Consider the following 22,383-nt stretch of genomic DNA (forward strand, 5'->3'; position numbering starts at 1 on the left):
GTAAAGAAGGTGATTTCATGACAGGTTCGCCGGAAATTCTAACTCCATCTGAAGCTGTATTCAAAGGTATAAATGATGCAGGAATTGATTTCATAGTGAGTGTTCCATGTGCCAATCTCAAGGAACTGATTCCAATGGTCGATAAAGCTCCTGAAATACTTCATCTTCCTGTAACCCGTGAGGAAGAAGGCGTGGGAATCTGTGCAGGAGCCTACATGGGCGGGAAAAAAACTGCAATGCTAATGCAGAATTCCGGTCTTGGAAATTCTATTAATGCTCTCGCATCGCTTAATCAGCTTTACAACATCCCGCTTTTGATGATAGTAAGCCACAGGGGCGTGGAAGGCGAACCTATTGTAGCCCAGGTTCCAATGGGCGAACTCACTTCAAAGTTACTTGATACAATGGAGATTCCATATTTCATGCCGGGAAAAGATGTTGACTCGGCAGACCTGATTGTTAAAGCATGGAACACGGCAGCAGAGCAGAAAAAACCAGTTGCGGTACTTTTACCAATTCCATTCTGGAGGAAACAGGCATGAAACGCATAGATGCGATCAATGAAATTGCGACAAAAGTAAAGGAAAGCGGTGCCTTGCTTATAGGCAATATCGGAATTCCATGTAAGGAGATTCATCATGTCTGTGATGTTCCGACAAATTTCTACATGCTCGGTTCCATGGGACTTGCATCTTCCATAGGGCTTGGTCTTGCACTTGCACGCCCTGATAAAAAAGTTGTTGCAATAGACGGTGACGGTTCCATTCTCATGAATATGGGAACCCTTGCAACCATAGCTACACAAAGTCCTGAAAATTACCTGCTGGTAATAGTTGATAACGGTGCTTACGGTTCAACAGGAAACCAGCCCACCGCTACGTCTGTAGTTACTGACCTTGCAGCAGTTGCAAGAGGTGCTGGTAATAAGGATGTTTTTGAGGTTTCTACTCCTGAAGAACTCAGGGATGTGCTGAAAAGCACGGATAAAGGTATCATTGTTGCAAAAGCAGAGCCGGGGAATACGGATGCACCGGTTATTGAAATGACACCTGAGGGAATTATTGAGCGGTTTACGGATATATCCTCTCAACCATCTCATTGAGCTTGAATTCTCCACTCAGTATCTTCTCTTTCAATTTCTCTGCCAGCTCTTCTGCTCTCTTTCTGTCAGATTGTCTCAGAACAATAGGAACATCCTTGTGTTGTCCTTCCAGTTTAAAGTGAAGGGTTCCAAGTTCAGCAGTGAAAACTCCTCCAGGGCATACAGTTGAGCAGAATCCACAATTGAAGCACTGGTATCTGTTCAGCATCATTCTGTCGTCTTTGCGCTGAATTGCTTCCATAGGGCAATCTCTGATAGGTTTGCAGACTTCGCAATCAAGACATGCATCAGGATTGAAACTTATTGTCCGGTCGGTATTTTTCCATGCATCTGCATAGGTGCTGCTGCCGATCATCACTCTTTTATCGACATCGTTTACAACCATTGGAATGTCACTGTCTGTCTGCAGGGCAGCATCAAGTACGGACTGGCTTGTTACAGGTATTGCAACTGCCCATGATGCAATACACTCTGGTCCGGCAGATGTTTTGAATCCTCCCATGAGGGCTGCATCCATCTTGTGCATATCAGCAACTCCGGCGAGATTTGGCTTTGCAGGGCTGCTGCGTGTTCCTTCTCCTATAACGAAGCCTTCGGCTCCGTTCATTAGCACACGTGTGCCAATTCCAATAGTTTCCATCTTAGGGTCATTCTGCACAGGATTTATCTCTCCGCATCCGGAAAGTGTTGCACCGTGCATATCAGGACTGAACTGGGTTGCGTGGAAGATGGTGTTCACTGGTCTATCGGAGCCATTCACAAAGGCTGCATAGTTCTTGAATGCATGTCTTGTAGCGTAGAGTTTTGCATAAGGCATTTCTTCCAGTTTGACCTGACTTTCAATTGTTTCTTCCTCATTTGTTACAACAGAAACATCAACTTCTTTTCCTTCAACAAGTTCCCTGAAAAGATGACCTGCACCATAGTTGTGTTTGAGGATGGAATGCGCAGTTCCAAAAACGATCGCATCGACGATTCCAAGACTTTCATTCGGGCAGGGCCCCACATGAGCTGGTACACCGTTCAGAAGCACTTTTGATGCTCTTTTAAAGCATACCGGGGAGTTTACAGGGAATGACAGGACAGCATAGGTTCCGCTCATTATGGCTCTTGTAGCAGTTGTGACAACATCCACATCCATATTGCAGATATCTTCACCTTTGTCCATAAGTTCGGATATCTCCTGAGCTGTCATAACCACAGCTTCTTTCTTTTGTAATTTCTCCCTGATAGCAGCTACTGAACGTTCCAAAAGTATCCCTCTTTAATGGTTATTATGATTTGCTTAAATCTAAATTCAAGCGTAAGTAAATATAGAGCTAAAAGTAAAAAAAGATTGCAGCGATTGCTGCATTAATCCACGCCAAGTATGCTGGCAAGTTCCAGACCTTCGCTTCCAAGTTCTGCGAGCTGGTCGAATGCCTCTTCCTTGGTTATGTATTTCTCAGTCCTGGTTCCGTCAGATGCTTCGATCTTGATGGTGATCTCGTTCTTAACGTAGCCTTTTTCCAGAGATTCTCTGACGATGTCTCCGTATTGTTCTGCAATGAGTTTCAGGCAGTCAAAAACCTCATTATTACGTACGGCATCCTCTCCATCAAGTAAAATGTGGGTTAATTTCTGGTGCTTGATGAAAAGTTCCATGTATTTTTTTGCATCTTCCACAATACCTGCAATATTTTTGACATTCAGTGACTGTATGAGTTTTTCATCACCTGTGATCTCAAACTCACCATGGAAAATCTGGTATGTGTCATTATCAGAAGCAACCTTGAATTTCTGGTCACCTTTCTTGTTCACAAAGCTAATATCAACGTGTGCGTCACCATCAAAATTCATTGAAGTGATGGTGTAATCCGAGACATCGATCATTTTGACCTTGTTCTCTTTGGAAAAAAGTCCTGCTTTTGTCCAGGTCGGCAGAGATAATTCTCCGTACATTTCCCTGACAGAAAGCGTTTCATGAGCATACACAAGATCGCAGCTATATTCCATTCCTGAGAATGAAGCTTTAAGGGTACCTTTAAGCGATCCGTTGTTTGCTGTCACAGAATATGCCTTTCTTGCTCCGTATATGCCGGATTCGAAAAGCGGATTCAGGTTGTTAAGCAGGTCCATCTCGATCTTGTAGATACCGCTTTCGGATTGTCTCTTTATCTGTTCCAGTTTCTGGTTCAGTTCCTTGAGTCCTTTATTAGCGGTCTCAACACATGCATCGATAACAGAATTCCTGCATTCGAGAATCTCTTTGTCCTCTGCGCCTTTTGCACGCTCATCGACATATTGCTGAACATCTTTGCTGAATTCTTCGATGCTCCTGATTCTTGCTTCAAGAGAGGATATCTCTTCTGTCTCCTCCTCGCTGAGCTCAATAGCAGAGTTTTCAAGTGGCAGGACCTTCTTTGCCATTTCTATGAAATTGTTAAGGTCCTGAATAAAATCTCTTTGTAAAGGTAATTCGGTAGAGTCCTGAAATGTGTATTTCATCTAATCCCCATCTTGTTTTTAATGCTTATATTCTTGCAGACATAATATATAAATTACCATTCAGGGGATATGCCTCATTTTAAATTACGCTTCTTACAACTTCAAGTATCATGTTCATGTACTTTGTAGCACCGTTCTTAAGATCCATTGGATGAAGCTCACCGGATGCGAATACCTTTTCAATATCCTCATAGCTGTTGCATACAAGATTACCACCGAACTTCTCAGGTCTTTCAAAAACGATCTCTTCATACCTTGGGCAGATATGGTATTTGAAAAGTTCCATTACCGGATTATCTTCAAGCTGTCCGGCAGGGCAGAATGCTTTCTTCATCTTCTTCTTCAGGTCTGCTTCACTGTCGTCAACGGATATGAAGTTGTTATTGGAAGATGACATCTTCTCACCATCAAGCCCCAGAAGAATTGGTGTATGGATACACAGAGGAGCTTTAAATCCAAGTCCAGGGAGTCCTTCTCTTCCGAGCATGTGGATCTTCCTCTGGTCTATTCCACCAACTGCAACATCAACATCAAGCATCGCGATGTCTACTGCCTGCATGATTGGGTAGACCATCTGGGATACCGATGGGTCTTCCATCTTTCTTCCGACTTCATCCATACTCCTTGTCGCCCTGTTCAGGGTTGTGCTACGTGTAAGTTTCAGTACATTAAGGATATACTCCTGTCCTAGCTGGTAATCGGAGCCATAAACGAACTTAGTGTTCTCTTCATCAAGTCCCAGTGCAATGAAGCATCTTTTGTTGTAATCTGCGATCTCACGTACCTCTTCAAGTGTTCCTTTCTTGTTGAGGTATGCATGCACGTCAGCAAGAAGTACAGTGATCTTAAAACCAGCTTTCTGAAGGTCAAGCAGCTTGTTTACAGTGAGGACGTGTCCCATATGGATCTTACCGCTTGGCTCATATCCGACATAGGCTGTAGGATGTTCCTTTGTTTCCAGAAGCTGTTTAAGTTCGTCCTCAGTCACTATTTCCTGTACATTTCTTTTTATAAGCTCAAGTTTATCCATAGGTTCACCTTATAAATCGTGGAATGTATAATCACATCCCTCTTTAAATGCTTTTTCTTATTTTACCCGTCTGCTTTTTGAGCAAGGAGTTTTTCAAGAAAAGCTTCCCCCTCTCCTGAAGAAAATATTGGAATCTCGTAGTCAGTAAACACTTTTGATCTAGTGCTTGTAGTTTTAACATTCAGGTGAGGATTGAATCCTTCAATCTCAGTCTCTTTTTTCATTACAATAATTCCACGCCTTTGCCATGCGGGAACCTTGGAGATATTGACTCCTCTTTCAAAAAGCAGTTCATGCATGTCAGAAGCTACTTTATTCTTAAGCATCTTAGCAGCTTCATGTTCTTCCATCCCTTCGGAAATAAGGGTGTAGTAAGCATAGGAATTGATACAATTACGCCATGCTTCATCCTGTCTCCAGATAAGATATTCACGAACATCTTCTTCATGAACCGGAATTATTCTGGAATCAAAGGATACGGGTTCTTCAGGATCGAGTTCCAGTGAAAAAGCGCTGCTGATGTAAGATGGGATGACTGAATCGATCTTTTCTATCCTGCCGTCAAAGGCATTATCCCTGAAAAAAAAGCTGATCTCGTCAGAAAAAGTGTAAGCAAAAACAGGGCTCAATCCGCTTTTCTTAAAAAAGGACTCAATAGCCTCTACAATCGCGGATGTGAACTTCTCATCATAAGGTTTTTCAAAACCCATGCGTGACAGCGCATTCTTAAAATTCCTGCCATCAATGCGCACGATCACAGGCGGTATGCAACGCAGATCAGAATAGATCTCTCGCCTTTTCATGGCTCAATCTTCTTCTTCAACCACTTTATTAGCTTTTCTGAACTTGTTTACCACATTTCTCACAAGCACGATATCGCCTGAAGTTACAACCCACCTGTAAGGAAGAATAACTCCTTTTGAAGTGACATCAAATATATCTCTGTTAATGTCAGAAACCGCAAGTCCTCTGACTGTTCTCTCATCGACGTCTAACACAAGGTCAGCGACTTTACCTACATATGTACCTGTTTCGGTATAAATGTTCAATCCAAAAAGTGAAGTTATGTCTGCACGCATGATATCCCTACCCTCTTTTATTTTACTTATATATGAATATTTGTATGTAAGTCGGAAATTCCGTGTCTTATGTCCTCTTTTAAGCTCTGCAAATCCACCACTTCTTTGAACTTGAGTTTTGAATACTTTATTATGTCCTTATGGTTGCAATTCCCTCTTTTACTGCTTCAGCCGACTTTTGAAGAGATTTTGCTTCCTCATCAGTGAGTTCCAGTTCGATGATCTCCTCAACTCCACATCTTCCAAGTTTTACAGGTACCCCGAGACAGATGTCATGCTGCCCGTATTCACCGTTAAGGAATGTAGATGCAGGAACTATTCTTTTTGTATCGTTCAGTATTGCTTCCACCATAATTGTTATGGCAGCAGAGGGTGCATAAAAAGCACTTCCGTTCTTGAGATGCCCCACGATCTCAGCACCGGCATTGATTGTCCTGTCAACTATTCTTTTGATAGTTTCTTCATCCATGAGTTTGCTCAGAGGTATTCCAGATACAGTTGAATATTCCGGAAGCGGGACCATTGAGTCTCCATGTCCTCCAAGTACCATGGCACTAACATCTCTCACTGAACAGTTCATTTCTTTTGCGATGAAAGATGCAAAACGACTCGAATCCAGCAACCCACTCATTCCAAAAACCCTGTTCCTGTCAAACTGGGTGCAGCGAAGTGCTGCATAAGTGATGATATCAAGAGGATTTGTTACAGTCATTATTATGGAATCAGGCGCATACTTCTCAATATTCTCACAAACTTGTTGTGTGATCTTGATATTTGTTGCCAGCAGGTCACTCCTGTCCATTCCGGGCTTGCGTGCAATTCCTGCAGTGACCACGACAATATCAGAGTCGGCAATGTCTGCATAGTCATTCGTTCCGGTAATATCAACATCGTAACCCATAAGTGGAGCTGCCTGGAGTATGTCAAGTGCTTTCCCCTGTGGCAGTCCTTCAACTATGTCAAGCATTACAACGTCGGTTATATTAAGTTCTGCAAGTCTCTGGACCGTGGTGGCACCTACATTGCCTGAACCGATAACTGCAACTTTGTTCATGTTAATCTCCTGCTGGGTTTGATAAAATATGTAGTATAAATGTACTTCGTCAAATTGTGGGAATTGAATCCAATATGTATATATCGGAGCTTATTTTATTTAGCACTTGCAGCCAGGAAATATAGTTATCAATACCTTCTGTTATAAATAAAAAAGGGAATACATCATGCTTACAAGTACTTACATTCATATGCCGCGGATCGGTGCAACCGTGGAAAAAAAGATATGGTCCAATGGTATCAGAACCTGGGACGAGTTCATGGGGAATCATGATTGTCTCCTGATACCACCTTCTAAAAAAGACATGATAATGACAGGAATCCGGGATTCAGTGGAACATCTTGAAGTCCGTGATTTTGAGTTTTTCGCAAAATCACTTCCTTCATCCGAACACTGGAGGGCTTTCAGGGAATTCTCTGACAAAGTAGCTTATGTGGATATAGAGACTACAGGCCTGTCTCCCGGAAGTTCATATATCACAGTTGTAGGGATATATGACGGAAAGGAAGCCAGGACATTTGTAAAAGGCATTGACCTTGATGATATTGTGGACATTTTCCCGAAATATGAATATCTTGTGACCTTTAACGGTGCAAGGTTCGATCTTCCTTTCATAAAGCGCGAGTTCCCTGAGGTCGAGTTCAACCAGCTTCATGCAGACCTGATGTATCCGCTGCGCCGTATAAAGCTCACAGGCGGTCTCAAAAAGATTGAGTGTGACCTGGGCATCTCAAGAGCTGATGAAACCGTAGGTATCAGTGGTTTTGACGCTGTTCGTCTTTGGCACCAGTATGAACGCGGTGACGAAGAGGCTCTTGACCTTCTCCTGAAATACAATCGTGAGGACATTGTCAATCTCAAAACCATCATTGACCTGACACTTCCTCGTTTTATAGAAAATAAATTCTCTCAATAATCTCAGCATGAAGTTCGATCTGAAAACACTTCCTGCACTTCCCGGTGTCTATCTGATGAAAGATACTTCCGGGGACGTGATATATGTAGGCAAGGCCAAATCTCTGGATAAAAGGGTGCGTCAGTATTTCCAGTCAAAGAGGAATCTCTCTCCTAAAACTATCACCCTTGTAAAACACATAGATGATATTGAGTATATTATTACTGATTCTGAGGTGGATGCCCTTGTACTTGAAGCAAACCTTATCAAAAAGTACAAGCCACGTTACAATGTTCGCCTGAAGGATGACAAACGCTATCCATATGTCAAAGTTACTGTAAACTCTGCTTTTCCACGCATATTTATCACTCGCAGAAGGCGCATGGACGGAGCACTTTACTTTGGTCCTTATACAAATGTAAAAGGTCTTCGTACTACTCTTGATATTATTTCCCGAATCTTCATGCTCAGGCAATGCAAGAAGAAGATCGAGCCAGGAAAAACGAGGCCATGTCTTAATTATCATATAAAACGATGTATGGCTCCATGTAAAGAAGGTATAGATAAAGAGGAATATCACAGAAGAGTCATGGAAGCCGTGAGTCTGCTGAAAGGTGAAACTTCAGGTCTTCTGAAAGAGCTCGAAGAAAAGATGCGTGTTTTTGCAGAGCAGCAGGACTATGAATCTGCCGCAATTATCAGGGACCAGATCGAATCTGTTAGATCAATATCCGAACAGCAGATTGCAACATCGGGAACAGATGACCGTGATGTCATTGCAGCGGTTTCAGATGAGAAAACTATCTACATTCAGGTGTTCTATATTCGCCAGGGAAGTATGGTTGGTAAGGCTGACTTTACACTTCTGGGTGCCAATTCTTCGGAAAGTATCGAGGAATCTGTGGCTCAGTTTGTCAAGCAGTATTATCAGGATTCACCGATTCCTCCGGAGATTCTTGTGCAGTACGAACTTCCTGACAGTGAACTGATCGTAAAATGGCTCTGTCAGCGGTCTGGCAGGGATGTGCGTGTACATGTTCCACAGCGAGGGGACAAGAAAAAACTGGTGGAAATGGCTGCAAGAAATGCTGAGATGTCAAAACGGATGGCAGGCTTGAAATCAACTCCTTCTGAATCAGCTATTGAAGCACTTGAGGCTCTGAAAGACGTTCTCTCTCTTGAAACGCTTCCTCTGCATATTGAAGGTTTTGATATTTCCAATATTTCAGGAACCAATGCTGTAGGCTCAATGGTGTATTTTGAGAACGGAAGACCTTCAAACAGCAAGTACCGCCAGCACAACATCAAAACCGTAAAGGGAATTGATGATTTTGCTATGATGGCTGAAGTAGTGTACAGGCGATATTCACGTTTATTGAAGAGCAAAGAACAGCTGCCGGATTTGATTCTTATAGACGGGGGTCCGGGGCAGGTAGGTGCTGCAAAATCTTCCCTGGATGCACTGGGACTTGATATTCCTATGATTGGTCTGGCAAAAAGATTCGAGCATATAATTACTACAAAGAAAGGCCCGGATGAAGTTATAATTCTTCCTCACAGTTCTCCTGCACTGAAACTGCTCATGCATATTCGTGATGAAGCTCACAGGTTTGCTGTAAGCTCACATCGCAGGAGGCGGTCTGCAAGTCTTACCCACTCAAAACTGGATTCTATTCCCGGTGTTGGTTCTTCAAGAAAGAAGACCTTGCTTGAGAATTTTGATTCCATCGACAAAATAAGAATGGCATCAGTGGAAGACCTTGCATCTATTGATGGGATCAGCCGAAATCTCGCTCAGAAGATACTGGATCATCTCAATAAATAATCAGATCTAATTATTCTATTTGCGGCAAAAATAAATACTGTGGGCTCCAATATTGATTATAAAAATTTTGTGCAAATTATAAAGTGTGATCATATGGGAAATGAACTGGAGTTTTACGGGAAAAGTCACAATCCTGATATCAGGATGCTGCATGATATGGACGAAGTAGTACACGACCAGCAGTGGCTGCGTTCACAGGACAATATTGAGCTTTATTACATGTATCGTGATCTTTCTGCAGATGAGGCAGATCATAAAAGAATAGTTGAGAACAGGCTTCGTTATGATATAACTATAATTCCGCCTGCTATGCTTGGTGATGAGTATGTAAAGACAGCAGGTCACTATCATCCGGCTGTGGAAGGTCATCATATTTCATATGCCGAACTTTATCAGGTGCTTGAAGGTGAAGCAACATATCTTCTCCAGAAAGCCGAAAATGGAAAAGTTGTAGATGTGATTGTCTGTGAAGCAACAGCAGGTGATCTTGTTCTGGTACCACCTGATTACGGACATATAACAATCAATGCTTCACAGGAAACATTGAAAATGGCCAACTGGGTATGCCGTGATTTCTCATCCCTTTATGGGCCTGTCAAAAAGATGTCCGGTGGAGCTTATTATCTATTGAAAGATGGTTTTGTTAAGAATCCAGATTATCCATCTGTTCCTGATATCAGGTATGTGAAACCACAGGATTATCCTGAGGCCAATCTTTTCTGTGGAACAGACATGTATATCATGGTAAAAGAAATCGAAAAACTTGATTTCCTTGTACATCCGCAGGATCATCCGGAGATATTCGGCAAGGTTTGATCACCTGCCACCTTCCTGTTCCATATGCGAAACTATAAATGCCTGTTAGTTACTAGTTCTTAGAAATAAAGCAATTACAAAACGGTAGAGGTATATCTTTGCAAATGAACCAGCGTATTCAGTTTACATCATCAAAAATAGAGGATTTGATGTTCAGAACCACCTTTGATCCAAAAACTATGAAAGGTGATGTTATTGTGAACCTTTCCCTTATTGACAAAAGAGATTTTGATGATGTTCTCAAGATCTTCAGTATGGCTATAAACAGCGGACTTGCTGTAAGTCCATTACTTAAGATACTCCATGAGGGAGATTCAATAGGTGACCGAAAGATTGACAAAGATGAGGTCGGTTTTGCAACTGTTTGTAGTATTACTATTGACGGTCTTCTTCTCAAAGCAGGTGTTATGGTTAAGCCACGTTTCGGTGGTCTTGTTGAGATTCGTGATGGTGAACCGTTACGTTTCACAAATGTGCTGACATACCAGAGTACTACAATAGACCCACTTGAAGTTCTTATGTCACAGGAACTGACCTCCGTAATGAGTATGTTGAAGACGGGTTCAGGTAAAATACTTGCAAACCTGCGTGAAGCTCCAATGGTTGCAAGGGACACTATTGATAGCACTCTTGCTGATATGGTGGATGCAGGAATAAACGGAATTCTTGAAGTTGGTGAACCAAACACCAGAATACTCGATGTACCTGTGGAACGAGATCATCTTGGTATTGTGGTTATCGGTGGTACCAATCCAATGGCAATTGTTCAGGAACACGGTATTCCTATCAGAACAAATGCAATGTCCACTCTTATTGACATTAATGAATTGTCCCACATCAATGACCTGGTCTGATGTGGTTCACAATTCTTTTGGGAACTTGCTACTATTATTGACTTAGTTGGGCAGCAATTGCCGAATTAAGTCTCTGGATGAATTCTTCTTTTTTGCCGAAAGGTACTGTTGCTCCGGCAGCGATATCGTGTCCGCCTCCGGCACCCCCGAGTTCCTGACAAACGATGCTCAATGCTTCTGCAAGATTAAGTCCTCTGTTAACAAGTTCCTGGGTTCCCCTTGCTGAAACCTTATAACCATCGTCCTTGTCTGCTAAAGCGATAATCGGAAGTTTCCTATTTCCTGCAGATGAATGGCTCATGCCTGCCACGATTCCAACGATAGTTTCAGGTATTGCACTTCCTGCATCAAAATACTGCATATGGGAAAGATGTGTGATTCCATTGTCCCTGACAAAATTCAGTCCGTCAACAAGGTTCTTTCGATGGTTATGCAGCAGATCCTGTGCTTCCACATATGCTTTGTCCCGGTCACCCATACAGACCTGCATTCCGACTTCAGCCTGCATGTATCTTCCGGTTGCATTCAGGAGTGTTGAATACTCACTTGCATCTCTCATTTCAGTGCCTTCCTGTTCTGCCAGAAGTATATATCCTTCAGAAACCAGTCTGCCAACATTGTATGGGGACATTCCGCTTTGCATCGCATGCTGCAGGAGTGATGATGTTACTTTCTTTTTCTCCTCTTCAGAAAGGTCTATCCATCTTCTCCATTTTTCATCATTTGCAAACTGAAGTCCGATATTTGAAAGGAAATCAATGCATGCATCTTCATTGCCAGTAAGTCCGGGTATGAAAGGGTCTGATGAGAACTGCAGCATCTTATAGACAGGTCTTGTCTGTTTTCCGAAAAGTGAAATATCATTAATAGATGCTATTACTCCGGGATTTGCATCAAGTATCATTCTGTTAAGGCTGACAAGTTTGCCAAATTTCCTGTATTGCATATCACCTACGCATCCCACTATGGCAAGGTCTGCAAGGTCTCGGTTATCTCCCAGTTGTGTTGCAAGTATGAATGTTGTGCCTGATCCGCTTATTTCGTAGGAACCATTAGCACCGAAAAGATGTGGATTCAGGTGGAATTCTGTATCTCCCTGTGGTCTGTGGTGGTCTGAAACAACTGCATTCAGTCCATAATTTGCAATATGTCCCAGTTGTCCGCTTCCAAGGTCTGTAAATATCGTAAGTTCCGGATTGATGTCTGCAAGGTCCTTTACAATAATTTCATCAAGCTGCTTTACGAACATCATGTCATAACCTATGCCTGCTCTTTCAAGGGCCTTTGCAATGACGGCTCCTGAAGTGATACCGTCAGCATCAATGTGCGATACCAGTTGCACCTCATCATATTTCTTAATCTCTTCAGCACATTTCCTGGCTCTTTCTGCCATAATTGCCATGGTTTCAGACATTTTAATCCTCTTATTCGATCAACCTGAGTTTTTTCCATCCTTTCGGGTCTATCAGGTATTTGTTGCTCTCTCTTTCAATCTTTGGGAATTGCTGTATCTCTTGCACTGTAACCTTTGGATTTCCTTCTTCGTGATATCTGCGACACAGCTCGGTCCATGGAATCATATATGCTTCCCGTGTACGTCCCACGCCCATTCTAAGTTCCACTGCAAGAAATCCTGATCTTCCTGATCTAAGCAGGAAATCAGATATTCTATCTATCTGGTGTACACCTTTCTTATCTGTTGTGAAGTGCTGCGTGAAATAAAGTGCCTTTGCACCTTTATGAACGGATATGCTTTTACATTCAATGCCCATGTAATGGTCAGGGTCAAGTGAATCTACGAGTACATCAAGAAACTGGGATGTGAATCTGTGCTGCTTCAGGCGATACGCTACACCTTTCATGTTTTTCTCTTCAAAGAAAGCATTGAATGACTTGACAAGTTCCCTTTCAAATTCTGTCATAGCAAAATCACGTTTTTGGAATTATATTATTTTTAATGTTATATTTAATATTGCACTGTAGGGTGAAAGTATTCCTGCCATAAAACTGGCATGTTTCCTGTTCGATAGATTCATGTATATGTGAACTCAATTAGCAATGATGAATAAGAAAAACCTTGAGATTATCTCTTCAGTTGGCTCAGTAATATTATTGATTATACTGTTCGCTCTCTCCCACCAGATGGAAAATTCCATTACTCAGGAATATGGTTTTATCGGAGCACTTGTGATATTCATACTTGTCATGTCTTTTATCGGCATGAAACTGAATGAAATGCAGTGAGACTAAAATAATGGCAGTTTACAGCGGGAACTTTGATCTTGATACATCAGGAAATGCAGATGTTATTGATATTACGGCCGGTGTATCGGAGATAGTAATTTCATCCGGTCTAAACAATGGTATTGTTCTTGTATATGTTCCAGGTTCGACTGCAGCTATAACTACAATAGAATATGAACCCGGCCTTGTTCAGGATATGAAAGAAACTCTTGAAAGGCTGGCTCCTGAAGGACGTGTTTATCATCATAATGAAAGATGGCATGATGGTAACGGTCACTCTCATATACGGGCTTCTTTTATCGGGCAAAGTGAATCGTTTCCACTGATGGATGGAAAACTGCTACTTGGCACATGGCAACAAATAATTCTTGTGGATATGGATAATCGTCCCCGCTCAAGAAAAATATTTGTTCAGATTTGCGGAGAATGAAGTACAGAATATTAATGTTCTGTATAAAGAAAAGAGTGATTTCCGGCTTTTGCCGGAAGCGGGTGAGTGTTTATCCCTGTTTAACTAGGAACTTAACGAAATCGGCACTGAGCCTTGTTTCTCTGATCATCTTATCTTCTACTTCTTCATCAGAAAGTCCGTCCTGCTTATACTGTGCAATACGGTCATATACACTCTGTGAAACTTCAGAGTATTCATTGATGTCCTTTCTGTGACCCCATACATCTCCTTCGAGGAGCTCGATTCCCTGCATCTCAAGGTACATCTTTGCGGAATTTGATATTGTTCTCTTGTATGAACTTGGGATGTGCAGTGCCTTTACGTTAGGACATTTCATTATAAGGGAAAAGATGTCTGTGTTTGATGGTCTGAATGCCAGGTGGATGATCTCTTCATTTGGACCAAGTGAATCGATCTCTTCTTTTGAACTTACAACTCTTATTTTCATGTTTAACCTTCCTATTTTTTCCGTTTTGCCAAATTTTACAATTTCGTTCTGAGAAATTTACTCTCTAAAAATTGCTGTATATACAAACTTTTATTTAAAGGTTGCTAGTATAACATTATATTGATGATATAATGTAGTTTAATGGTATAATTATTTAATTTTATTGTATTGTGTTTACTTCGCAATACCGGTATCAACGTGTTCATATTTAATTTTATTTTTCAGTAGTGTTGTGTTTTTTTAAATTCAAATATCTAATTATTTTATCATGACTGAAAAATAATGATTTTATATTTTGTACTCAATATTGGTATTATTGAGTTGCCCGTTAAGAAACTTTGCAAAGATTAACAACAAATCAGCATGTGTGTATCTGTATATCAACATTACAAAAAAGTATTATTCATAATGTTCTCTTAAAGTATACAAATGTATATACACTAATCCATGTCTTAATTTTCAATCTTCAAAAAAGAAATGCTTATCAATACGTTTTTTTAGTCACTTAGTTCTGTCAAGATGTAAAAGTTTATATAAATACGATTCCAATTTAAGAGACGTGTATCCCAAACTGTTGCCAAAGCTAAGAGTAAAAAATGACGTAAAAGTAGTTTACATTGCATTTGGCATAGTTTTGACGTATTTTTCGATATACATGCCTGATTTCATGGAAGTTGTAGGTATTGATAATGTTCAGATAAGTTCCACAAATTCTTTTAGCGCACTTAACGGGATGCTATTTGGTCCTTTTTGGGGTTCTCTTGTAACTCTTTCGGGATTCTCTTTGTATAAGCTTAGTGCCGGGACTTTCTTTTCAATGAGTGCCTTTGCAATGCTCTCGTTGGTCTTCAATGCCATGACTTCGATAGTTTCAGGTCTCATTGTTAACAGGGAGCACAAGGCTGCCAAAGGTATTTTCTTCTCTCTCATTTGTATATGGTATCTTTTTGATGTGGGTAGAACAGCCTATCTGTATCCATGGTATCATGTATTAGTGCTGGGAGCTTTTGTCTTTTTTGAAAGTCACATTCTTAAAAAAAGTGTCACTTCTAAAATATTCATCTTCATCTCTTTGTTCTTTGCATCATTACTTGGGGTTTTGACAGACCATCTGGCAGGCAGCACTGCATATCATCTTTTGTATGATCTTCCTGCAACTGCTTATGAGTCTGTAATTCTTGTCTATCCTGTTGAAAGAACTATACTTGCATTCTTCCCTGCATTTCTTGTATATGTTCTGGTGGTCGTTTTCAAGGATATTCTCCTTTCATCAGACGATATTGAACAGGATATAAATGAACGTAAATCTCGTGACATGGATGAATACATCAAAAAAGATGTTATGAATATCCTTGAAAAGGAAAAATAAATGCTTTAAGACTTATTACATAATTTCTATTTTATCTTTGATCGAGACTATGCTCTTTGAGAACATGTGATCAGGATCTGTATGTACCAGGACTTCTTCCTTACTTCTGGTTGCTATCTCACACATGCATGGGATAGTTGCAAGTATCGGTACGCCATATCTCTCTTTATCAATTAGATCAAGGCAATTTCCATGGTACATGTTGTCTATTATAGCACATTTTTTGTCAAGAAGTGAATATACTCCGGTGATCAATTGTTCTGTACAACTTGTACATGCACTTGTATCATTGTGTACTATGATTACCATATCGGATGCTGCCACAGCATTGATCGATTCATATTCAACTCCGGGGCTGGTATCGAATATTATCACATCAAGACCTCTTTCAGCAAGCTCTTTCTTTCCGTTCATAAGGGCTTTCAAAGCACCTGCCTGCCAGTCGCGGTCTTTGCTTACAAGATCTCTAATTTCCCCTATTTCAGGGTTTGAAAAGCTAAGATAAAGATGTGCTTTTGTTCCAACCTCATCTCTTATATCGGTGAGTGTGTCTTTTATGCTGCATTTTCCTGAAAGAAAATCGTTAATCCAGAAGTGACTTCTGGGTTTAAACATGGAGCAGAGTGACGGTCCCCTAAGATCAAGATCTATAAGACACGTGTTTTTCCCGGAAGCTGCAAAAGCGACTGCCAGGTTCACTGCAATACTGGTTTTTCCTGTACCGCCTTTGGAAGAGTGGATTGCTAATGTTAGTGTCATGTTTCTTCAGTAATACTTTTTGTTTAGATATATCAAAAGTTCCGTTAGGCAGAAAGAAGCATTTATGTCATCATATATTATTTTTTCTTTAAGCTGTCGTTTATACGGAAATAAACTTTCCTTCCTTCCCTGTACTTTACGACATGGTTCATTCTGACAAGCTGGTTAAGGTAGTTACTTTCAACAGCTCTCTCCTTATTTGTTATCTTTGCTATCTCATCTGCAGTTGCAGGTCCGATCTCAAACAGTGTTGTGGCAGTCGTCCTCAAATGGTCCGGGAGGGATAACAGTGTAATCACATCCAGTGAATCAGCCATAATCCTGTCCTTTTCACTTACCTGCTCATCCCTGTTCTCGACCTGCACTATGAGCTTGTCAAGTTTGGAATTTATATCTTTTAGGTTAGTGACAATTTGTTCTAGGAGTTCAGAGTCCAATATTATGTCTCCTGTATTTCATCATCAGAATATTCAGACCATTTTATGTCTGTTTGTATATACAATCATCTGTCATACATACTAATAAAACTTTCTGCTCAAGTCTTTCTGTAAGCTTTTTACCATGTATGTTTTTTCCAGTTCATAACCGGCTTTTCTATAATATTCACGCACTCCGATACCACTTATTATGGCAAGTTTTTTGTAACCCTCGTTTAATGAAAGTTCTTCAGCGTATGATATTAACTCTCTTCCATAACCTCTGTGTTGCCAGTCATTCATACCTGCTTCTTTTCCAACAGCTACAGTTGAACCGTATATGTGTAGTTCTCTGACAAGAGCAGCATGGGACAGCTCCTTGCGATGTGGACTGGCCGGGAATCTCAATCTTAGAAAACCGATCAGTATGTCCTTTTTGGCATCTTCGAAGGCAATAAAGTGTTCCTCACCTTCGCAACATTCATAGGATTCCACAGTCAATTCAATGTTTTCTGTGTCAGGTTCATTTCCTCTCAAAACATTATGTCCGACTTCACGACACCTGATACAACGGCATTTTCCTCCATGCTCTTCCAGATGTTCGTGTGCAAGCTGCCGTATATTGCTTTTTCTGACCCCTGCAAGTATCTGGGGGGATGGGATATCTCTCTGGATACGTTGAAGCCTGACCCATTTTGGAATGAAGGATTTAATCTCTGAAAGTAGCAGTGTAGCTTCATCATCCTCGATAGCCTGATACTTACCTTCTTTCCACATCTGATAAAGTTCAGTACCTTCAGTGACAAGTGTGGGATATATCTTCAGGTAATCAGGCCTGAATCCCGGTTCATCAAAAAGGCGTTTGAAGTTCCTGATGTCCATCTCCATATCAGTGCCAGGAAGTCCTGGCATCATGTGAAATCCGACTTTCAGAGCACTATCCCTGAGTATTCTGTTAGCCTCTATGCTTTCAGCAACCGTGTGTCCACGCTTCATTCTTTCAAGTATGAAATCATAGGTGCTCTGTACTCCAATCTCAACTTTGGTGGCACCAAGTTCAAGCATCTTGTCAATATGATGTGTTTTCGCCCAATCAGGACGCGTTTCAAAAGTGATTCCGGTGTTCCTTACTTCTGCAGTCTCATTCGCCTTCTGGACATCCTCAATAGTGTAATATGGGATTGTTTTACCAATTGGTTTTGCGTTCAGTCTCCATGAGTTTCCGTAAAAGTCGTTCATGGCTTCAAGACAACGTTTTGTATACCACTCCTGATAGTCAATAGACCTGGAGGAAAAAGTTCCACCCATGACTATAAGTTCGGCTTTTTTAACTTCATGTCCTATCTGCTTTAACTGGGTAAGTCTGTTTGTTACAATCTTATAGGGGTCGTATTCGAACTGTATGGCTCGCATGGTAGATGGTTCTCTACCCATGTAACTCTGAGGTGAATGGAAATCAGAATCAGGCCCTCCCGGACACGGAACACATATCCCGTGGGGACATGGTGCAGGTGATGTCATAGCAGCGATGACCGCGACACCTGATATTGTGCGGACTGGTTTGCGCTGCAGAACAGCCCTGACAATTTCCTGTTCTTTGTCATTCCCTGAAATTATGATGTCCGCGTTCTTTGGCAAAGTTGAAAGGGTGAATTTTTTTGCTATCTTTTTCTTGGCATTATTAAGTTCTTTATCGTCATTGATGCTACCGTCAAGTACCATGTCAAGTATTTCACGACATGCTGTTTCAAAGTTAGTTCGCTCTTTATCACTCATATGCAATCAAATAAGATCATATATCTGTGTCTATCTGACAGAATCCTGCAGCAAGGGCTTCAAGCTGTATCCTTTCATTTGCACTTTCTGTAAGGTAGAGGTCTGTATCCGCAATCTTGGTAACCCAACCGGCAATAATATCATCCGGTTCATTTGAATTTACAGTAGCCTGGTGTAATTGTAAGAGAATCTCCTGCCCGGAGAGTCCTTCTCCAAGAATAAGCTGGTCAATATATTTTCTGGCTTCAAGTATATTCTTTGAAAGCATAGATTCAAAGAGCTTACTGATATTCTCAGATTGCTCGCCAAGAGTTGCATCATATATCTGCTGTGTACCGATGTTCTCATTCCCGGGCTGGATGGATGCAACCTGTAAGGTGTTCAGGGCTCTGGCGACATTTCCTTTTGCATGGTATACAAGAGCATCAATTCCTTCAGTACTGATATTCAAATTTTCACTCTCTGCAACATTTGAGATGAATTTAATCATTTTATCATCAGAGACATGTGTAAAGAAAAGTTGCAGACCTCTGGATCTTAACGGAGTTATCAGTTTTGAAGGCTGGGTGGTGGAAAGAATGAAACGGCATGTTGTGGTGTATTTTTCCATAATTCTCCTGAGGGCATGCTGGGAATCTGAATTCAGTGATTCGGCATTGTCAATGAATATGATCTTGTAGCTGGCGTCTACTGGTGCCATGCTGGAGTATTCATTTATGACCTCTTTAAAAATATGAATTACACTACTTGATATCTTTTTAGGATCATCGGTTCCCAGGATGCGCAGGAATCTCTTGTCACGTACAAGGTAGCTTTTACCCTGCTCAAAGAAATCGGATGCATTGAAATATGCCATGTTGCGCTCATAATCTTCTCCATATAGCTCAAAAGCAAGTGCAAAGGCTGTGCTTGATTTTCCTGAATTTTCCGGTCCATGGAATATCAGATGAGGAAGATTGTTGGACATGGCCAGCTTCCTGATCATGTCCAGTGATTGTTCGTTACCGACGATATCATCAAAGGTCTTAGGCCGGTATTTTACAGTCCACAGATCTTTCAATTAATCACTTCTCCTTCTTTACTGAGCTTCTGCTTCTGCTGCAAGAACTTCGTGTATTACCTTACCATATACCGGTCTTGCGATCAGTATTCCTATGAGAACACCGACAATTGTTGTGATGGCAAATCCCTTTAGGGTTCCAAAGCCCATGACAACAAGTGGTGACATTGCAATAACGGTTGTTGTAGCTGCTGCAAATATTATTCCGAATGCTTTTGTTATTCTTGAAAGATAAACTTTCTTTGGTGGAAGTTTCCCTTCATAAAGCACTTCGTCAGTAATGATCACAAGGTGGTCAATACCTGTTCCTATGGCAGCTATGATACCTGCGATACTTGCAAGGTCCAGTTGCCATCCGATAGCTGCTGCAAATCCAAGTATCATTATTGCTTCGCTGATTGAAGTGCTGACCATTGGTATCAGTATTGCAGGCTTGTTATATTTTCTGAAAACCACAAATGCAACAGCAAGAAGTGCTATCATACCTGCAATGACTGCCTGTATCTTGAACTGCTGTCCAAGGGCTGCGTCCACATGTCCTGAACCCATAAGTTCTACGTTAACAGGTAAAGCACCCGCACGCAGGTGTATCTGTAACTCTTCAGCCCTTGTCTTGCTGTCTTCATCTGCACCTGTTGATGCCTGCCATGAGTATATTGGTGCCTGTTCAAGTTTGGATGCTGCCGAATAACTTAAAGGTGCACTGTAAACCTCATTCTCATCAAGGTACATTACAAGGTTGTGTGACATAGGATCCAGTGTTGCTCCAGTTTCAATGGCAATTTCCTGAAGTGCCTGGGCACCGGCCTCTGTCAGTGTAAAAGGCACGTACCATTGACCTTCATCTTCATGATATCCTACAATGCTTACGGATTCTATCTCGTCACCGTAAAGGACGTGCTTTGATTGGTTGCCCTGAGTTATAATTCTGATCTCGAATTTACCGGGCTTTTCTGCAATATTCTTGGCTGTTGCGAGATCAATTCCTGCAAAATCGATAAGAATATAGTCATCACCAACTGTTTTTACCGGGATGTCCTTAAGTCCAAGTGAATTAAGTTTGTCACTGAGAATCTCTTTTGTGAGGTCCCTTGTTTCAGTTGATACTCCTTCCTTATAGATCGGATCTCCATTAATGTCAGTTACAATGGAGCCTCCAACCTTTTCCATCAGAGATTCAAGTTCTTCCTGTGTGATTGCAGTCCTGATTTCGTATTCCACACCATCGGAAATGAGTGTGGGGATTACTTCCGTTTTTAGGGAATCTGCAATATAGGCGCTGATGAGTGTTTCTTTAGAGGTATGAAGTTCCACCTGTGTCAAATTGTTGCTTCGGGAGATGGTTGTCTGACCAACGCCAATCTGATCCATCTGGTTATTTGTGAGCACAGAACCTGATGTGAAAGTTATTGTTAAATCATCTTCTCCTTCATTCACAGATGTAATAGTAACGTCTTCTGCAAGGTTGATATTGACAATCTCTTTTACCAGAAGACCGCTGTCAGCATCAAGTTGTACTACAGCACCCTGTAGTTTTAACTGAAGCCAGGAACCGCCTTCAAGGTCAAGTCCATAGTTGAGGTTAGTTGAGAACCCCTCGTCTGAACTGTACCAGGGTTGTATGAATATTACAGAAGCAAGTATTGCAATAATGAATATGATCACTCTTGCGTCTTTGAACAGGCTTTGTTCTTTTTCATCATCCCTCATGCTTTTCTCCTCCTTGTTCCAACATTTGTGGCATGCCATCTGAGGATCGATGTGTTGAGTAACCATGTGTTCATCATATCTGCCACCAGTCCGAAGATGAGGACAATGGATATGTTTGAAAGAAGGCTTATCTGTGAAAATGAAGGGCTGAGAACGTAGGAGAATGTTGATACAAAATACATTGCCACAAGTGCTGCAAGGGTTGTTGTTGTCATTGTAATACCCGTATGCATTGCATTGCTGATGTTCTCCTGGGGTGTTCCACGTCGTTTCAAAACCCGTGTGGTAAGCAAAATATCACTGTCTACCGAATAACCTATGAGCATCAAAAGAGCTGCCACCGTAGCAAGGGACAGTTCTATTCCTGCAATGTTCATGAATGCTGCTGCGATAGCAATGTCTGATAATGCTGAAAGAACAACTGCCACAGAAGGTACAAAAGTCTTGAATATCAAAAAGACAACAATGGCCATTCCTATGAATGATACAATAACTGCTTGAACTGCCTGTTTCTGCAGGCTTGCACCGTATACAGGTCCTATCTGATTGATTTCCACATTGTCGTAGGTATCTATAGCATCGCTTACGAGTTCCTGCTGCAGTTCGTTATTCATTGGCCCGAATTGCATTATTATGCGTGATCCGGCCTGTCTGACGTCAGTGATCGGGTAATCTGCATACTTTTGCTCAATGGCTGAAACACTTTCCTGAGTTGCCATAGAGATCATAGTTCCGCCTTCAAAATCCATCCCAAGCTTCACAGGTGATCCACTGCTTGCAAAAGTCATTGCAAGTATAATTAATGAAATAACAAATACAGCAAGAGGTAATGTTACAAGCTGCCGATCGTTATGTTTTCTAACAAAAGAATCTAAACGTTCAGTCAAACCGACTTCCATGTTTCTATGCTCCAGAAATAATAACTTCTAAATCTTCCTATATAAATAATTGAAATTGATGATTACCACTTTACACTACAACTTATATATACCACTTACTGCTTCATTT

Annotated in this window: 24 protein-coding genes; 9 read left to right on the forward strand and 15 right to left on the reverse strand. The window is 41.2% G+C overall.

Going from position 1 to position 22,383, the window contains the following annotated elements:
• Positions 1-17: 17 nt before the first annotated feature.
• Together comD and comE are read left to right on the forward strand one after the other, a co-directional pair.
• Positions 18-542 (forward strand): sulfopyruvate decarboxylase subunit alpha, encoded by a 525-nt coding sequence (gene comD, locus J2746_RS01165; protein ID WP_209615014.1) that lies wholly within the window; start codon positions 18-20, stop codon positions 540-542.
• On the forward strand, positions 539-1,102 hold the full coding sequence (gene comE / locus J2746_RS01170) for a sulfopyruvate decarboxylase subunit beta (RefSeq protein ID WP_209615016.1): 564 nt from the start codon (positions 539-541) through the stop codon (positions 1,100-1,102). Before comD ends, comE begins: the two co-directional genes overlap by 4 nt.
• Here the strand turns inward: comE and J2746_RS01175 are convergent.
• The 6 genes from J2746_RS01175 to mdh all read right to left on the reverse strand — a co-directional run bounded on the left by J2746_RS01175 (position 1,071) and on the right by mdh (position 6,752).
• Positions 1,071-2,354, reverse strand: a complete 1,284-nt coding sequence (locus J2746_RS01175) for a methanogenesis marker 16 metalloprotein (RefSeq protein ID WP_245249912.1) — start codon at positions 2,352-2,354, stop codon at positions 1,071-1,073. The genes comE and J2746_RS01175 overlap by 32 nt on opposite strands.
• A gap of 101 nt (positions 2,355-2,455) precedes the next feature.
• Positions 2,456-3,589, reverse strand: coding sequence for a hypothetical protein (locus J2746_RS01180; RefSeq protein WP_209615018.1), 1,134 nt, complete (start codon positions 3,587-3,589; stop codon positions 2,456-2,458).
• A 79-nt stretch (positions 3,590-3,668) separates the two neighbouring features.
• The gene (locus J2746_RS01185) at positions 3,669-4,619 is read right to left on the reverse strand and encodes a tyrosine--tRNA ligase (protein ID WP_209615020.1); all 951 of its coding nucleotides are present in this window, start codon (positions 4,617-4,619) and stop codon (positions 3,669-3,671) included.
• Positions 4,620-4,681: 62 nt separating this feature from the next.
• On the reverse strand, positions 4,682-5,422 hold the full coding sequence (locus tag J2746_RS01190; protein WP_209615022.1) for a tRNA(His) guanylyltransferase Thg1 family protein: 741 nt from the start codon (positions 5,420-5,422) through the stop codon (positions 4,682-4,684).
• A 3-nt stretch (positions 5,423-5,425) separates the two neighbouring features.
• The gene (locus J2746_RS01195) at positions 5,426-5,698 is read right to left on the reverse strand and encodes a PRC-barrel domain-containing protein (RefSeq protein WP_209615024.1); all 273 of its coding nucleotides are present in this window, start codon (positions 5,696-5,698) and stop codon (positions 5,426-5,428) included.
• 130 nt (positions 5,699-5,828) lie between these two features.
• Positions 5,829-6,752 (reverse strand): malate dehydrogenase, encoded by a 924-nt coding sequence (gene mdh / locus J2746_RS01200; RefSeq protein ID WP_209615026.1) that lies wholly within the window; start codon positions 6,750-6,752, stop codon positions 5,829-5,831.
• Between the two features lie 166 nt (positions 6,753-6,918).
• Here mdh and J2746_RS01205 point away from each other — a divergent pair, with 166 nt between their 5' ends.
• The 4 genes from J2746_RS01205 (at position 6,919) to J2746_RS01220 (ending at position 11,142) form a co-directional block, all read left to right on the forward strand.
• The gene (locus J2746_RS01205; RefSeq protein WP_209615028.1) at positions 6,919-7,668 is read left to right on the forward strand and encodes a ribonuclease H-like domain-containing protein; all 750 of its coding nucleotides are present in this window, start codon (positions 6,919-6,921) and stop codon (positions 7,666-7,668) included.
• 7 nt (positions 7,669-7,675) lie between these two features.
• Positions 7,676-9,472 carry an excinuclease ABC subunit UvrC gene (uvrC, locus tag J2746_RS01210; protein ID WP_209615030.1) on the forward strand — a complete coding sequence of 599 codons (1,797 nt, stop codon included), beginning with the start codon at positions 7,676-7,678 and terminating at the stop codon, positions 9,470-9,472.
• Between the two features lie 93 nt (positions 9,473-9,565).
• A complete protein-coding gene (locus J2746_RS01215; RefSeq protein ID WP_209615032.1) occupies positions 9,566-10,288 on the forward strand; it encodes a glucose-6-phosphate isomerase family protein in 723 nt (240 codons plus the stop codon).
• Between the two features lie 98 nt (positions 10,289-10,386).
• On the forward strand, positions 10,387-11,142 hold the full coding sequence (locus tag J2746_RS01220) for a DUF128 domain-containing protein (RefSeq protein ID WP_209615034.1): 756 nt from the start codon (positions 10,387-10,389) through the stop codon (positions 11,140-11,142).
• 34 nt (positions 11,143-11,176) lie between these two features.
• Here the strand turns inward: J2746_RS01220 and recJ are convergent, their stop codons facing one another.
• Together recJ and J2746_RS01230 are read right to left on the reverse strand one after the other, a co-directional pair.
• Positions 11,177-12,556, reverse strand: coding sequence for a RecJ family nuclease (gene recJ, locus J2746_RS01225; protein WP_209615036.1), 1,380 nt, complete (start codon positions 12,554-12,556; stop codon positions 11,177-11,179).
• A 10-nt stretch (positions 12,557-12,566) separates the two neighbouring features.
• Positions 12,567-13,064: a hypothetical protein gene (locus J2746_RS01230; protein WP_209615038.1), complete on the reverse strand. Its 498-nt coding sequence runs from the start codon at positions 13,062-13,064 to the stop codon at positions 12,567-12,569.
• A gap of 139 nt (positions 13,065-13,203) precedes the next feature.
• Between J2746_RS01230 and J2746_RS01235 the strand changes: the two genes are divergently transcribed.
• Together J2746_RS01235 and J2746_RS01240 are read left to right on the forward strand one after the other, a co-directional pair.
• A complete protein-coding gene (locus J2746_RS01235) occupies positions 13,204-13,386 on the forward strand; it encodes a hypothetical protein (RefSeq protein WP_209615040.1) in 183 nt (60 codons plus the stop codon).
• Between the two features lie 10 nt (positions 13,387-13,396).
• Entirely contained in the window at positions 13,397-13,816 is a 420-nt protein-coding gene (locus tag J2746_RS01240) for a secondary thiamine-phosphate synthase enzyme YjbQ (protein ID WP_209615042.1), read from the forward strand.
• Between the two features lie 70 nt (positions 13,817-13,886).
• Here the strand turns inward: J2746_RS01240 and J2746_RS01245 are convergent, their stop codons facing one another.
• Positions 13,887-14,285, reverse strand: coding sequence for a DUF1699 family protein (locus J2746_RS01245; RefSeq protein WP_209615044.1), 399 nt, complete (start codon positions 14,283-14,285; stop codon positions 13,887-13,889).
• 559 nt (positions 14,286-14,844) lie between these two features.
• Here J2746_RS01245 and J2746_RS01250 point away from each other — a divergent pair.
• Positions 14,845-15,654: a hypothetical protein gene (locus J2746_RS01250; protein WP_209615046.1), complete on the forward strand. Its 810-nt coding sequence runs from the start codon at positions 14,845-14,847 to the stop codon at positions 15,652-15,654.
• 15 nt (positions 15,655-15,669) lie between these two features.
• Here J2746_RS01250 and J2746_RS01255 read toward each other — a convergent pair whose 3' ends face one another.
• The 6 genes from J2746_RS01255 to J2746_RS01280 form a co-directional block, all read right to left on the reverse strand.
• Positions 15,670-16,413, reverse strand: coding sequence for a MinD/ParA family ATP-binding protein (locus J2746_RS01255; RefSeq protein WP_209615048.1), 744 nt, complete (start codon positions 16,411-16,413; stop codon positions 15,670-15,672).
• Positions 16,414-16,490: 77 nt separating this feature from the next.
• Complete coding sequence (locus J2746_RS01260) at positions 16,491-16,850, reverse strand: helix-turn-helix domain-containing protein (RefSeq protein ID WP_245249913.1); 360 nt, start codon at positions 16,848-16,850, stop codon at positions 16,491-16,493.
• Positions 16,851-16,931: 81 nt separating this feature from the next.
• Entirely contained in the window at positions 16,932-18,605 is a 1,674-nt protein-coding gene (locus J2746_RS01265; protein WP_209615050.1) for a tRNA uridine(34) 5-carboxymethylaminomethyl modification radical SAM/GNAT enzyme Elp3, read from the reverse strand.
• Between the two features lie 16 nt (positions 18,606-18,621).
• The gene (locus J2746_RS01270) at positions 18,622-19,665 is read right to left on the reverse strand and encodes an AAA family ATPase (RefSeq protein WP_209615052.1); all 1,044 of its coding nucleotides are present in this window, start codon (positions 19,663-19,665) and stop codon (positions 18,622-18,624) included.
• A gap of 18 nt (positions 19,666-19,683) precedes the next feature.
• Positions 19,684-21,375 (reverse strand): preprotein translocase subunit SecD, encoded by a 1,692-nt coding sequence (locus J2746_RS01275; protein ID WP_209615054.1) that lies wholly within the window; start codon positions 21,373-21,375, stop codon positions 19,684-19,686.
• The gene (locus J2746_RS01280; protein WP_209615056.1) at positions 21,372-22,274 is read right to left on the reverse strand and encodes a protein translocase subunit SecF; all 903 of its coding nucleotides are present in this window, start codon (positions 22,272-22,274) and stop codon (positions 21,372-21,374) included. Before J2746_RS01280 ends, J2746_RS01275 begins: the two co-directional genes overlap by 4 nt.
• Positions 22,275-22,383: the final 109 nt, after the last annotated feature.

This window comes from Methanolobus bombayensis, assembly GCF_017873415.1.
Lineage (GTDB): Archaea > Halobacteriota > Methanosarcinia > Methanosarcinales > Methanosarcinaceae > Methanolobus > Methanolobus bombayensis.

Coding starts and splice junctions, on each gene's coding strand:
- comD (WP_209615014.1), top strand. CDS start 18: ATGACAGGTTCGCCGGAAATTCTAACTCCATCTGAAGCTGTATTCAAA.
- comE (WP_209615016.1), top strand. CDS start 539: ATGAAACGCATAGATGCGATCAATGAAATTGCGACAAAAGTAAAGGAA.
- J2746_RS01180 (WP_209615018.1), bottom strand. CDS start 3,589: ATGAAATACACATTTCAGGACTCTACCGAATTACCTTTACAAAGAGAT.
- J2746_RS01185 (WP_209615020.1), bottom strand. CDS start 4,619: ATGGATAAACTTGAGCTTATAAAAAGAAATGTACAGGAAATAGTGACT.
- J2746_RS01190 (WP_209615022.1), bottom strand. CDS start 5,422: ATGAAAAGGCGAGAGATCTATTCTGATCTGCGTTGCATACCGCCTGTG.
- J2746_RS01195 (WP_209615024.1), bottom strand. CDS start 5,698: ATGCGTGCAGACATAACTTCACTTTTTGGATTGAACATTTATACCGAA.
- mdh (WP_209615026.1), bottom strand. CDS start 6,752: ATGAACAAAGTTGCAGTTATCGGTTCAGGCAATGTAGGTGCCACCACG.
- J2746_RS01205 (WP_209615028.1), top strand. CDS start 6,919: ATGCTTACAAGTACTTACATTCATATGCCGCGGATCGGTGCAACCGTG.
- uvrC (WP_209615030.1), top strand. CDS start 7,676: ATGAAGTTCGATCTGAAAACACTTCCTGCACTTCCCGGTGTCTATCTG.
- J2746_RS01215 (WP_209615032.1), top strand. CDS start 9,566: ATGGGAAATGAACTGGAGTTTTACGGGAAAAGTCACAATCCTGATATC.
- recJ (WP_209615036.1), bottom strand. CDS start 12,556: ATGTCTGAAACCATGGCAATTATGGCAGAAAGAGCCAGGAAATGTGCT.
- J2746_RS01230 (WP_209615038.1), bottom strand. CDS start 13,064: ATGACAGAATTTGAAAGGGAACTTGTCAAGTCATTCAATGCTTTCTTT.
- J2746_RS01235 (WP_209615040.1), top strand. CDS start 13,204: ATGAATAAGAAAAACCTTGAGATTATCTCTTCAGTTGGCTCAGTAATA.
- J2746_RS01240 (WP_209615042.1), top strand. CDS start 13,397: ATGGCAGTTTACAGCGGGAACTTTGATCTTGATACATCAGGAAATGCA.
- J2746_RS01245 (WP_209615044.1), bottom strand. CDS start 14,285: ATGAAAATAAGAGTTGTAAGTTCAAAAGAAGAGATCGATTCACTTGGT.
- J2746_RS01255 (WP_209615048.1), bottom strand. CDS start 16,413: ATGACACTAACATTAGCAATCCACTCTTCCAAAGGCGGTACAGGAAAA.
- J2746_RS01265 (WP_209615050.1), bottom strand. CDS start 18,605: ATGAGTGATAAAGAGCGAACTAACTTTGAAACAGCATGTCGTGAAATA.
- J2746_RS01275 (WP_209615054.1), bottom strand. CDS start 21,375: ATGAGGGATGATGAAAAAGAACAAAGCCTGTTCAAAGACGCAAGAGTG.
- J2746_RS01280 (WP_209615056.1), bottom strand. CDS start 22,274: ATGGAAGTCGGTTTGACTGAACGTTTAGATTCTTTTGTTAGAAAACAT.